This window comes from Plantactinospora sp. WMMB782 (assembly GCF_049179135.1).
Lineage (GTDB): Bacteria > Actinomycetota > Actinomycetes > Mycobacteriales > Micromonosporaceae > Plantactinospora.
In genome coordinates this window covers 8056102-8068214 of sequence record NZ_JBMHMC010000007.1, presented here as the reverse complement: position 1 = coordinate 8068214, position 12113 = coordinate 8056102, and the positions used below count along the sequence as shown (strand labels likewise).

Here is a 12113-nt window from a genome sequence, read left to right as displayed (position 1 = left end):
TCCAGATACCGACTGACCTGCTGTCGGTTACTGTCCGCCAGTATTCAACCACCCCTCGTAGTGTCCCGTTAGCCGTGTCCGGGGCGGCGTCGCGGCACCGTCGCGCGGGCTCCGGCCACCGGCAGGAGGGGAGAAGAACGGCGATGAGAATTGCCAGCACCTCAGGACAGCGGTGGGCGGGAAGGCCGGTCGTCGCGCTGGTCGCCGCGGTCACCGTCGGACTGTTCGGCACCGCGGCACCGGCGACCGCCGCACCGGCCGGCGGCACCATCCGGCACGCGGGCGGCCCGACCGCCGTCGCGGACAGCTATCTCGTGGTACTCGACGAGGCGTCGGTCCGGGCCGACGCGGTGACCGCCCGGGCCGACGTACTCGCGTCCCGGGCCGGCGGAAAGGTGGCCCGGACCTACCGGCACGCCCTGCGCGGCTTCGAGTTCACCGGTCCCGCCGCCGCGGCCCGGCGACTCGCCGCCGACCCGGCGGTGGCGTACGTCGAACAGAACCACCGGGTGCGGCTCACCGGCACACAGACCCCGACCCCCTCCTGGGGCCTCGACCGGATCGACACGCGCCCGCTGGCGCTGGACAACAGCTACACCTACCCGAACACCGGCAACGGGGTGCGGGTCTACGTCGTCGACACCGGCATCCGGTTCAGCCACAGTACCTTCGGCGGCCGGGCGGTCTCCGGCTTCGACGCCGTCGACGGCGGACCCGCCGACGACTGCCAGGGCCACGGCACGCACGTCGCCGGCACCGTCGGCGGCACCGAGTACGGTGTCGCCAAGGGCGTCACCCTGGTCGCGGTACGGGTGCTGGACTGCGGCGGCAACGGCAGCTACGCCGGGGTGATCGCCGGGGTGGACTGGGTCACCGGCGACCACGACCCCGGCGAGCGGGCGGTGGCGAACATGAGCCTCGGCGGTCCGGCTAACAGCGCCGCCAACGCGGCGGTGGCGAACTCGATCGCCGACGGCGTCAGCTACGCCGTCGCGGCCGGCAACTCCAACGTCGACGCCTGCCTCGGCTCCCCGGCGAGCGTCCCCGCCGCGATCACCGTGGCGGCCACCGGCGGCTTCCCGGGCGGCCCCGGCCGCACCGACGCGCGGGCCGCCTTCTCGAGCTACGGCAGCTGCGTCGACATCTTCGCCCCGGGGGTGGCGATCGTCTCGTCGACAATCGACGGCGACACCGCCAGCGGGCCGGCGGACGGCACCTCGATGGCCTCGCCGCACGTGGCCGGCGCGGCCGCGCTGGTGTTGGAGCAGCATCCGTCGTACACCCCGGCACAGATCCGGGACACCCTGGTCGGCGCCGGCACCACCGGGCTGGTCACCGATCCCGGCCCCGGCTCGCCGAACGTCCTGCTTTACGTCGGCGACATCCGGCCGCCCGCGCACGACTTCGCCCTCACGGTCGCCCCGGTCAGGGGCTCGGCCGCCCCCGGCGGTGCGGTCACCGCGACGGTGAGCACCCGGCTCACCGGCGGTTCGGCCCAGACCGTCAGGCTGAGCGCCACCGGGCTGCCCAGGGGCGTCACCGCCAGCTTCAACCCGGCCACCGTCGTCACCGGTCGGTCGTCGGTGCTGACCGTCCGGGTCGGCTCGGCGGCGGTGCCCGGCAGCTATCCGGTGACGGTCACCGGCACCGGACCACACGCCACCCGGACCGCCCGGTACACCCTGACGGTCACCAACCCGGGCGGCTGCACCGGCACGAACAACACCGACGTCGCCATCCCGGACCTGTCCACGGTGGAGAGCACGGTGACCGTCGCCGGCTGTCCGGGCCGGGCGTCGGCGTCCAGCACCGTCCGGGTACGCATCCTGCACACGTTCCGCGCCGACCTGGTGGTGACGCTGCTGGCGCCGGACGGCAGCGGGTACGTGCTGCACAACCGGACCGGCGGCGCCGAGGACAACCTCGAGCAGACCTTCCGGGTCAACCTCTCCGCCGAGACGGCGAACGGGCGGTGGCGGCTCCGGGTGCAGGACGCGGCCGTCGCCGACGTGGGCAGCATCGACATCTGGACGCTGAACCTGACCGCCGGTACGCCGACCGCCTGCGCCGGCAGCAGCGGTGCCGTCGCCATCCCGGACCTCGGCACGGTGCAGAGCCCGATCGTCCTCGCCGGCTGCTCGGGCAACGCCTCGACGACGAGCGCGGTCGCGGTACGGATCACACACGGCCGGGTCGGTGACCTGGTGATCCGGCTGGTCGCCCCGGACGGCAGCTCCTACCTGCTGCGCAACCGGGTCCCCGGCGGTTCACCGGTCGACCAGGTCTTCCTGCTGAACCTCTCCGCCGAACCCCGAAACGGCACCTGGCGCCTCCGCGTCCAGGACGCCGCGTCCCCCTACACCGGCCACCTGAACACCTGGTCGCTCGCCGTCTGAGGGTACCGGGGGAAGATCGCGCTCTATCGGGGAAAGAGTGGCCTCCCTTCGCTGGAGGCCGCTCTTCCTCCGCTACCCCGGCGGCCGGCCCGGCAAGGTCGACCCGGGCCACGAACCGTCCCCGATCACGCACCACGTACTGCGTCTCGGGCGCCGGGAAGTCCGGCGACGGCGAGTCGGTGTCCGGAGCCGGTCAGGCGGCGGTGGACCAGATGGCGGTGAAGGCGGCCGCCTCACCGGCGAGCCAGCGTTCCACCTGGTCGGGGCGGACGGCGGGATCGCGGTGGTGGGTGATGCCCCGGCGGATGTCGACGAGTACCGGTTCGGCGCCGGGAAGCACCTGGTCCATCTGGCGGCCCATCAGGTGCAGGGTGGCCAGCAGTGCCTCCTGGCTCGGCGGCTGCTCGTCGAAGTGCAGCCGGACGGCCTCCCGCCGGCCGTCGTCGTAACGCAGGCCGAGGTGCGGGTTGACCTTCACCGGCAGCTCGCCGACCATCCCGAGCGCGTCGTGGGTCTGGGCGAGTTCGACAGTCGACAGGTCGCCGAGCGAGTGCAGGTAGCTCACCGCACCCGGGACCAGCGCCTCGTAGAGCGGGCGCCAGCGCGGCTTGACCAGGCCGGCGATCTCGGCCAGGTGCCGGCCACCGGTCCGGAAGGCGATGTCGGTCTTGAGTGCCTTGACGAGCTGGCCGTGCGGGTTGAAGCCGGAGCGGCTGGCGCGTTGCTTGCGCAGGCCGCCGACGAACGTCGCCTTGGCCGGGCCGGTGCGGTCGACGTAGCGGGTGAAGGCGAGCAGGGTGGCGTAGGGGAGGGGAGCGGGAGCGGTGGCGACGGACTCTGGCACGGCTAGTCCTCCCAGTTCAGCAGCCGTTTTAGTACACACATTCTAATTGATTTTCGCCGCTCCGCCCACCCCGTAACGGACATATCGCCTGTCCGGTCCAGTCGAAGGTGGCCAAGTCCGCGGGACTTGGCCAGTCGGCTGGCCAGTCCGCGTAAGGTGGCTGGCCGGTTCCGGTTGCCGCTGACGTCACCCCGGTGCCCGGGTTGCCGGAACCTCGCGCGGGCAGTCGATGACCTCCGGCGTGATCTCGCGAGGGCCGCTGGTTCCCCTCCGGACCTCGAATCGCACGCAGACGTTGTAGTCAATCTCCGTTCCACCCAGCCAGTGTTCAGATGCCTGGCCCACCATCACGACCTCGACCGTCGCGAGCAGACCCACCCCATACTCGTCAGGGTTGTGGATCACGGAGATGAGTTGCTCGCCCTCGGTCCGGGAGACGAGCGTGTTGAGCACCGCCTGGTTGCTCTTCCAGCCTTCCAGGTTGTGCGAGTCGGTCGCCCACTGCTCGGTCTCGTGGGCGACCTGCTCGGCCCTTTTCGTCACCTGACCCTCAGCAGCGTTGCCGCATCCTGCGACTGACAGCACGACAAGGCAGGCCAGTAGAGCGCCGATGCCGGTCGTCGTGAGGCGAGCCGGGGCGAGCCTCCGTCGAGAGGTGACGGTGTGTCGTGACATGACGCTAAAGAATCATCGATCCTGGTACCGCGCATCCGTGCGGGTACTCAGTGCCGGCGCCCTGAGCCAGGGTTCGCCTGCCAGAAGCGCGCAGAAGTGGCCATCTACCTCCGGACACCAACTGCGATCCACCGTCCACATCACCTGGCCAGGCGCTGGTCAGCGAGCCGACGGTTGGCCAGGTCGCGTGGACCGGACATCGGCTGTCGCGTCCGCCCGAACCTTGCGACTGTCCGGATTACCTTGCTAGTGATCTTGCGAGCCGTCGAAGATGGTGCACTTACCGTGGCGTGACTGTCATGTATCCGGCCGATACCGTGACGTCGGGGCTCAACCGTGCAGGAGGGTGGATCATGCTGCTCTGGCCAATTCGCTGGCGGACGCCGCGCGCGGCGATCGACCTCGGTGACCGCCTTTCGACCCGCGGCGACCTAGACGGAGCGCTGCGGGCATTTCAGCGGGCGATGGACTCGAACGACTACCACTGCCGGCCCGGTGGCGCCTGGTGGATGGCCAACCTGCTAAGACGCCAGGGGGACCGGGACGCAGCCCAGGCGTGCTACCAGCGAGCCATCGACTCCCGGCACGAGGCATGGGCGCCGCGTGCCGCGACCGACCTTGCGGACATGTTGATCGAGCAGGGCCATACCGCCATGGCTTGCTCCTACTACCAACTCGCGATCACCTACGGCGACCCGGCCAATCCCGACTCCATTTGGGCCCGCCGTGCCCAGGAACGGCTTGACGCGTTGCTGGCCCGACCGGACGACTGACCGTGCCGGCGAACCGGCTCACGCGGTCACCGCGCCTGCGGGCGTTTGGTCGATCCGCCCGGATGCGACCGCGACCGACAGCTCGCGGAGCGACTGCGGACTCCATCAGCCAGGAATCCGCAAAGTAGCTCCGGACGATCCGGTTCGATGGTGTCCGGACCTACCTTGCGAGTCCCTGGTCAGCTCCTTGGTCATTCGCAACCTCCAACCGGACGCGACATCGGAACTCGCGTCCGCGCCAACCTTGCGGAGTCCGGACTTCCCCTGCGGATGATCTTGCGAGCCGTCCGAAACGAGTTGCGAGTCACCCGTACGCGCCGAGTGGGTCGCCGGAGAACGGCGTCGATGGAGAGCAGGATGCCGTGGGATGAGCGTCGGTTCTCCGGCGGACCCGGCAGGCGGGTCGCTGTCGGGTCCGGGTGAACCTTGTCGGCGTCCGGTTACCTTTGCGGGTGATCTTGCGGACTCCGCATCTACGTCGCTGGGGCGGCGCGGAGCTGCGGTGGCCACGCCGGCCAGTAGCAGCAGGTAAACGGAGAGAAATATAGGCTAGGCTCGAAATGTGCGATTTGAGTATGGCTCGGCATACGATGACGACGCAGCGAACGAGGGCCGCCCCGTACACGAGATCGAAGCGGAACGGCGGCGCGATCTGATCTTTGCCCGCGCACATGCCGACGGCTCGCGATCCGCGGCCCGGTACGCCAGGCTTGAGTACCTCCGGTACTCGCCGCACAGCGAGAGCCGTCAGATCCTCGTGATGACCGGCAAGCGGAGCTGGGGCGAGCTGGACTTTGATCTGTGCCACCGCTGCCGGAGGGGACACGTCTGGGGCCTGGGCCTCCTCGCCGTCATGCACGGGGAGGGGTGGGAGATCCGGATGCTGCAGATGGCTCGGACCAAGGCGCCGGACGACTACCGCTGGACACGCAGCGGGCAAGCGTCACGGTCGAAGGAGTTCTGGGACCACATTCCCCCTGAGCTGGGCGGTGAGCCCGAGGATCTGTGCGAGCACCTGCCCTGCGTCCCGAGCCGGCTACGCGAGGTATGGGCGTGCGTGCGGTACTGGCGACTGACCGGGCGGCTCCACTGGCCGGCCTCCAAGGAACGTCGCGCATTCCGACTCAGGAAGGGCCCCGGCGGCAGTCCCGCAACATAGGTCTGGACCCGATCCAACGTGGCCGCACGGCAGGACCGGTTGGTGGAGGACTCCAGACGGCTGGAATTGTCCTTGCGGGCCGGGCCCACGGGCGCGACGATCGGCGGTTGTGTCGATCGTGGGTATGCACTCCGAGGTTCCGGCCGGCGCGGTTGTCGTCGTCATCGACGTGATTCGGGCCTTCACCACGGCCGCCATTGCCTTCGAGCGCGGCGTGACCGAGATAGCGTGTGCGCCGTCCGTCGAGGTCGCCCGAGCACTGCGGCGGCGGAACCCGGACCGTCTGCTGGTCGGGGAGACCAACGGGCTCAAGCCCGCGGATTTCGACTTCGGGAACTCGCCGCTGGAGATGTCGGTGGCGAGGCTCGACGGCCGGCGTCTGATCCAGGCGACCTCGAACGGCACCCGCGGGCTCGCCCGGTGCCCGGACCCGGCGGCACTGCTCGCGGTGTCAGCGGTGAACGTGGGTGCCGCCGCCCGGTGGATCGCCGGCAACCACGCACGGACTCCGTACGCGCTCGTCTGCACCGGTACCACCAGTGAGGACCGGGCCTGCGCGGAATACCTGCGGGATCTGCTCGCCGGGGCGGCGCCGCGTCGGGACGATCTGGTCGCGGCCATCATGGACGGTGCCGCCGAGCATGCCCGTGGCTATGCCCGGCTGCCCGCGCCCGAACGTGTCGACCTCTCCGGCGACGTGCGGTTCTGCTGCGATGTCGACCGGGACGACTTCGCGATGGTCGGGGAGATCCGCGAGGATCACGTCGTCCTCACCAAGGTGCCCTGCTGACCGGTACGTCTGCCGGTCTGACGGATCGTGGAATGATGTGCCGGTGTCACCGCCCCGTCCCGCCCGCGTCTTTCGCGCCAACGACATCCTCACCGGTCGGGTGGTACTCGACGGCTATCCGTTCCGCTACGTCGTCGTCGGTCCGAACGTGTCGATGTCGTCGCTCGTCGGAGCGGCTTTCGACCGTGCCGCCGGGGAGAACACCATGATCGACCAGGTGTTGACCGCCGTCGAGTTCCTGGAGACCCGGGGCTGGGAGCTGGTGAACATGGACCAGGGCTTCGTCGCCTGCCTGCGCAGGGTCCGCCGCTGAGAGTCGAGTGGGCCGGCCGGCACCGTCGGCGGCCGGAGACCCTGTCAGGTCACGGGGTGCCGGTGCGGAACTGCTCGTCGACAATGGCCAGCAGGGCGGCGTGGGTCGGTTCGTCGGCCGCTACGACGAGACCACCCGGGCCGCTGTGCAACGGGTTCCCCCGCAGGTCGGTGAGCACACAGCCGGCCGCCCGGCACAGCGCGATCCCGCTGGCGAAGTGCACACTGTCCCGCAGGTGGCCGTCGGTGACGTAGCCGGCCCGCCGGCCGGCGGCGACCCAGGCCACCGCGAGGGTGGTGGAGAGCACGCGGGGCCGGAACCGCTCGACGAAATCCCGGTTCGCGAGCAGGCGTACGGCCCGGAAGGCGGGATCGTTCGGAAACGGCGGATCGAGGTTGACGTCCACCAGGTGCGACTCGGCCGACGGGCGGAGATCGGCGTCCACGTCGTCGCGGCGTACCCGGGCCTGTTTGCCGTCGGTCCAGAAGACCTCACCGTTGAACGGGTCGGCGGTGGCCGCCGCCACCACCTCCGAACGGGACTCCGGGCCGGTCTTCGGGCCGGAGCGGAGCGCGACGTTCACCGCGACCAGCATGCTGCGGGCGGCGTAGTTGAGCGTGCCGCAGAGCGGGTCGACCAGCCACTCCCGGCCGGAGTCGGCCGATCCGGTACGCCCGCTCTCCTCGCCGACGACGGTGTCGTCCGGGCGGGCGGCGCGGAGCAGTTCCACGATCACCCGTTCCGCCTCGACGTCGGCGGCCGTGGCGAAGTCCCCGGAACCCTTGTCGATCCGGGCCAGCGCGGAGCCGTAGCCGGCGCGTACCACCTCGGCGCCCGCCTGGGCCGCCGCGACGGCCAGCTCGTGATCGGTGATCGTCATGTGCGCAAGGATATGGGCGCGCCGGCCCCGGGCCGGGCGGCGGCTACTGGAGCTGGCCCACCTCGGTCACCCGGAGTACCGCAGTGCCGGCCGCGTCGGAGGCGGCGAGGTCCACCTCGGCGCTGATTCCCCAGTCGTGGTCGCCGTCGGGGTCGTCGAGGATCTGCCGGACCGTCCAGCGGTCCCGGCCCTGCTCGATCATCAGCAGCGCCGGGCCACGGGCCGCCGGCCCGGTGCCGATCTCGTCGTACGCCTCGAAGTACGGCTCCAGCGCGTCGGCCCAGGCGTCGGCGTCCCAGCCGTCCTCGGCGTCCAGCGCACCCAGCTCGTCGTAGCGGCGCAGGGCGGCCAGCTCGACCCGGCGGAACAGCGCGTTGCGGACCAGTACCCGGAATGCCCGCACGTTGCCGGTGACCGCCGGCGGCTTCTCGTCCACCAGGAGGGTGGCCGGGTCGGCGCTCGGGTTGCGCAGCCGCTCCCACTCGTCGATCAGGCTGGAGTCGACCTGCCGGACCAGTTCGCCGAGCCACTCGATCAGGTCGATCAGTTCCTCGGTCTTGGCGTCCTCGGGAACGCTCTGCCGCACCGCCTTGTACGCGTCCGCCAGGTAGCGCAGCACCAGCCCCTCGGACCGGGACAGGCCGTAGAAGTTGACGTACTCGACGAAGGTCATCGCCCGCTCGTACATGTCCCGGACGACGGACTTGGGCCGCAGTTCGTAGTCGGCGACCCAGGGGTGCCCGCGCCGGTACATCTCGTAGGCGGCGTCGAGGAGTTCGGCGAGCGGCTTCGGGTGGGTCACCTCGTCGAGCAGTTCGAGCCGGGCCTCGTACTCGATGCCGTCGGCCTTCATCGCGGCGACCGCCTCGCCGCGCGCCTTGAACTGCTGCGCGGAGAGCACCTGCCGAGGGTTGTCCAGAGTGGACTCGATCACCGAGAGCACGTCCAGGGCGTACGTCGGGGAGGCGTCGTCCAGCAGTTCTATCGCGGCCAGCGCGAACGGCGACAGCGGCTGGTTGAGCGCGAAGTCGAGCTGGAGGTCGACGGTGAGGCGTACCCGTCGTCCCTGCTCGTCGGGCTCGGCGAGCCGCTCGACGACGCCGCCGGCCAGCAGCGCCCGGTAGATCGCGATGGCCCGTCGGATGTGCCTGCGCCGCGCGGCCGGCTCCTCGTGGTTGTCGGTCAGCAGGTGCCGCATCGCGGCGAACGCGTCGCCGGGCCGGCTGATCACGTTGAGCAGCATGGCGTGGCTGACCTGGAAGCTCGACGTCAGCGGCTCCGGCTCGGCCTCGACCAGCCGCTCGAAGGTGGGTCGGCCCCAGCCGATCGAACCCTCCGGCGGCTTCTTCCGGACCACCTTGCGGCGCTTCTTCGGGTCGTCACCGGCCTTGGCCAGCGCCTTCTCGTTCTCGATCACGTGTTCCGGCGCCTGCACCACCACCGTGCCGATGGTGTCGAAGCCGGCCCGCCCCGCCCGGCCGGCGATCTGGTGGAACTCGCGCGCCTTGAGTAGCCGGGTCTTCACCCCGTCGTACTTCGACAGGCCGGTGAACAGGACGGTGCGGATCGGCACGTTGATCCCGACGCCGAGCGTGTCGGTGCCGCAGATGACCTTGAGCAGCCCGGCCTGGGCCAGCGTCTCCACCAGCCGCCGGTACTTCGGCAGCATCCCCGCGTGGTGCACCCCGATGCCGTGCCGGACCAGCCGGGACAGCGTACGCCCGAAGCCGGCGGTGAACCGGAAGTTGCCGATCGCCTCGGCGATCATGTCCTTCTCGGCCCGGGTGGCGACGTTGACGCTCATCAGTGCCTGGGCGCGTTCCAGCGCGGCGGCCTGGGTGAAGTGCACCACGTAGATCGGCGCCTGCCGGGTGGAGAGCAGCTCCTCCAGGGTCTCGTGCAGCGGCGTCATCGCGTACGAGAACATCAGCGGGACCGGCCGCTCGGCGTTGCGGACCAGTGCCGTCGACCGCCCGGTACGCCGGCTCAGGTCCTCCTGGAATCGGGTGACGTCGCCAAGCGTGGCGGACATCAGCACGAACTGCGCCTGCGGCAGCTCGATCAGCGGCACCTGCCAGGCCCAGCCCCGGTCGGGCTCGGCGTAGAAGTGGAACTCGTCCATGATCACCATGCCGACGTCGGCCCGCTCGCCGTCCCGCAGGGCGATGTTGGCGAGGATCTCCGCCGTACAGCAGATGATCGGGGCGTCCTCGTTGACGCTGGCGTCCCCGGTCAGCATCCCGACGTTCTCGGCGCCGAAGATGTCGCAGAGCGCGAAGAACTTCTCCGAGACCAGCGCCTTGATCGGCGCGGTGTAGAAGCTGACCCGGTCGTCGGCGAGCGCCGCGAAGTGCGCACCCGTGGCGACCAGGCTCTTGCCGGAGCCGGTCGGGGTGCTCAGGATCAGGTTCGCCCCGGAGACGATCTCGATGAGCGCCTCCTCCTGGTGCGGGTAGAGGCTCAGGCCACGCTCCTGCGCCCAACCGGCGAACGCGTCGAAGAGGGCGTCGGGATCGGCGCTGCCCGGCAGCTGGTCGGTGAGCGTCATAGCCGGTCCATGGTGCCTGGCCCAGCTCCGCAACGCCAATCGCCCCAGGTGTAAGGAAGGGCCCCCGCTACAACAGAAAACGATATGCGGGGTCCCTTCCTCACACCTGGGCGCGGCGGAAGATGAGGTCGTGGATGGGGCGGCCGGCCGCTGTTCCGCGCCGCTCGAACTTCGTCACCGGCCGGTGCGCCGGGCGGGGCGCGAAGCCGGGGAACAGGTTCACCAGTTCCGGGTCGGCGGTCAGGGTGTCACGCATGCTCTCGGCGTACTCGGGCCAGTCGGTCGCGCAGTGCAGGACGCCGCCGGGAACGAGCCGGGAGCGCAGCAGCGCGACGTGCGCCGGCTGGACCAGCCGGCGCTTGTGGTGCCGCGGCTTCGGCCACGGATCGGGAAAGAAGACGTGTACGGCGTCGAGCCGCTCCGGCGGCAGCAGATAGCGGACCAGGTCGAGGGCGTCGCCGCGGGCGATCCGGACGTTCGTCAGCCCCTGCCGCTCGGCGAGGTCGAGCAGGTTCGCGATGCCCGGGGTGTGCACCTCGACGGCGAGATAGTTCCGCCCCGGGTCGGCGGCGGCCATCGCCACGGTGGCGTCACCCATCCCGGAACCGATCTCCAGCACCACCGGTGCGGTACGCCCGAACAGCTCGACCAGGTCCAGCGCACCCTCCGGAGCCGGCGGGCCTTGCGGAGTCACCGCACCTTCGGGAGCCGGTGGGCCCTGCGGCCCGTTGTCCGGGTGGGCCGGAAACGGGACGGTCAGGCCGTACCGGGGCCAGAGCCGGTCCAGCGCGTCCAGGTGTCGTCCGCTGAGCCGTCCACGGCGCGGGTGGAAGGTGCGGATCCGGGCCAGCCGGCCCGAGCGCGCCGGCTCTGCTGTTCCGGCGGGCGGCGTGGGGTGCGCGGGCCGCGGGGCCGGCGCGGTCTGGCCGGTCTGGCCGGTCTGGCCGGTCTGGTCCTGGCTGGTGAGGGTCACGGGAAAGCCAGCCTACGCGATCGGCGCGGACGGCCGCCGGAGCTACCGCCGCCGGCGCCCGGATCTGCCAACGGGATGATCCCGGCAACGGGTCAGGCCCGGAGCTGGCCGAATCAGGCCCGGACCTGGCAAGGGATCTGATCGAGATCGCCCGAGTGGATGTGCTCGGCGTCGACAGATGAGAGGATTTCCGCATACGGCAGGCCCCGGGGCCCGGAGCTCCGGCGCTGCCCGAGGCGCCGGGAGGGGGACCAGTGGCAACGGGGCGACGCATCGCGGTCCTCTGCGGTGTCCCGCTCGCCCTGCTGCTGGCCGCACCCGCCCCGGCCCGCGCCGCCGACGTCTTCGTTCAGGTCAATCCGAGCACCGTCGAGGCCGGCTTCATGGTCGGCATCAAGGCGAGTTGCCGGACGAACACCCAGCCGGCCACGGTCGAGTCGCCGGCCTTCGGCAGCGTGACCGTGCAGCCGCAGGCCGGGTTCCTCACCGCGGTCGCCGCCGTGCCGGAGAGCGCCAGGGCGGACACCTACCGGGTCCGGCTGAGCTGTCCGGACGGCGGGAGCGCCAGTACCAGGCTGATGGTGGTCGGCCCCACCCGGCCGCAGCGCGGGCCGGCGACCGGTTTCGGCGGCACCGCCGGGGACGACCCGGGCCGGCTGCTGGTGACCGGCGGGCTGGCCAGCACCGTACTCGGTGCCGTACTCGGACTGGTCGCGATCCGTCGTCGGGCCCGGTCCACGTCCGCCCGCCGGACCTGACCGC

The 12113-nt window shown here is 70.9% G+C and carries 11 protein-coding genes; 6 read left to right on the top strand and 5 right to left on the bottom strand.

Annotated elements, in window-relative coordinates; genetic code table 11:
* Window positions 1–143 precede the first annotated feature (143 nt).
* Entirely contained in the window at window positions 144–2396 is a 2253-nt protein-coding gene (locus tag ACN28A_RS37965) for a S8 family serine peptidase (RefSeq protein WP_421403839.1), read from the top strand.
* Between the two features lie 193 nt (window positions 2397–2589).
* Here the strand turns inward: ACN28A_RS37965 and ACN28A_RS37960 are convergent, their stop codons facing one another.
* Window positions 2590–3240, bottom strand: a complete 651-nt coding sequence (locus tag ACN28A_RS37960; RefSeq protein ID WP_421403837.1) for a hypothetical protein — start codon at window positions 3238–3240, stop codon at window positions 2590–2592.
* Window positions 3241–3426: 186 nt separating this feature from the next.
* Window positions 3427–3915 (bottom strand): hypothetical protein, encoded by a 489-nt coding sequence (locus ACN28A_RS37955; protein WP_421403835.1) that lies wholly within the window; start codon window positions 3913–3915, stop codon window positions 3427–3429.
* Window positions 3916–4214: 299 nt separating this feature from the next.
* Between ACN28A_RS37955 and ACN28A_RS37950 the strand changes: the two genes are divergently transcribed.
* From ACN28A_RS37950 to ACN28A_RS37935, 4 genes are all read left to right on the top strand, one after another.
* Window positions 4215–4688: a tetratricopeptide repeat protein gene (locus ACN28A_RS37950; RefSeq protein ID WP_421404863.1), complete on the top strand. Its 474-nt coding sequence runs from the start codon at window positions 4215–4217 to the stop codon at window positions 4686–4688.
* A gap of 562 nt (window positions 4689–5250) precedes the next feature.
* Entirely contained in the window at window positions 5251–5847 is a 597-nt protein-coding gene (locus ACN28A_RS37945) for a hypothetical protein (RefSeq protein WP_421403833.1), read from the top strand.
* Between the two features lie 109 nt (window positions 5848–5956).
* Window positions 5957–6637, top strand: coding sequence for a 2-phosphosulfolactate phosphatase (locus tag ACN28A_RS37940; protein ID WP_421403831.1), 681 nt, complete (start codon window positions 5957–5959; stop codon window positions 6635–6637).
* 43 nt (window positions 6638–6680) lie between these two features.
* A complete protein-coding gene (locus tag ACN28A_RS37935; RefSeq protein WP_278062880.1) occupies window positions 6681–6950 on the top strand; it encodes a hypothetical protein in 270 nt (89 codons plus the stop codon).
* A gap of 49 nt (window positions 6951–6999) precedes the next feature.
* Here the strand turns inward: ACN28A_RS37935 and ACN28A_RS37930 are convergent, their stop codons facing one another.
* The 3 genes from ACN28A_RS37930 to trmB form a co-directional block, all read right to left on the bottom strand.
* A complete protein-coding gene (locus ACN28A_RS37930; RefSeq protein ID WP_421403829.1) occupies window positions 7000–7830 on the bottom strand; it encodes an inositol monophosphatase family protein in 831 nt (276 codons plus the stop codon).
* Between the two features lie 43 nt (window positions 7831–7873).
* On the bottom strand, window positions 7874–10378 hold the full coding sequence (locus tag ACN28A_RS37925) for a DEAD/DEAH box helicase (RefSeq protein WP_421403827.1): 2505 nt from the start codon (window positions 10376–10378) through the stop codon (window positions 7874–7876).
* Between the two features lie 100 nt (window positions 10379–10478).
* Window positions 10479–11228 carry a tRNA (guanosine(46)-N7)-methyltransferase TrmB gene (gene trmB, locus ACN28A_RS37920; RefSeq protein ID WP_421404861.1) on the bottom strand — a complete coding sequence of 250 codons (750 nt, stop codon included), beginning with the start codon at window positions 11226–11228 and terminating at the stop codon, window positions 10479–10481.
* A gap of 377 nt (window positions 11229–11605) precedes the next feature.
* Between trmB and ACN28A_RS37915 the strand changes: the two genes are divergently transcribed.
* Entirely contained in the window at window positions 11606–12109 is a 504-nt protein-coding gene (locus tag ACN28A_RS37915; protein WP_421403825.1) for a hypothetical protein, read from the top strand.
* Window positions 12110–12113 lie beyond the last annotated feature (4 nt).

Bases quoted from the DNA above. Each gene is read 5' to 3' on its own strand.
- ACN28A_RS37965 (WP_421403839.1), top strand. From the start codon at position 144: ATGAGAATTGCCAGCACCTCAGGACAGCGGTGGGCGGGAAGGCCGGTC.
- ACN28A_RS37955 (WP_421403835.1), bottom strand. From the start codon at position 3,915: ATGTCACGACACACCGTCACCTCTCGACGGAGGCTCGCCCCGGCTCGC.
- ACN28A_RS37950 (WP_421404863.1), top strand. From the start codon at position 4,215: ATGTATCCGGCCGATACCGTGACGTCGGGGCTCAACCGTGCAGGAGGG.
- ACN28A_RS37930 (WP_421403829.1), bottom strand. From the start codon at position 7,830: ATGACGATCACCGATCACGAGCTGGCCGTCGCGGCGGCCCAGGCGGGC.
- ACN28A_RS37925 (WP_421403827.1), bottom strand. From the start codon at position 10,378: ATGACGCTCACCGACCAGCTGCCGGGCAGCGCCGATCCCGACGCCCTC.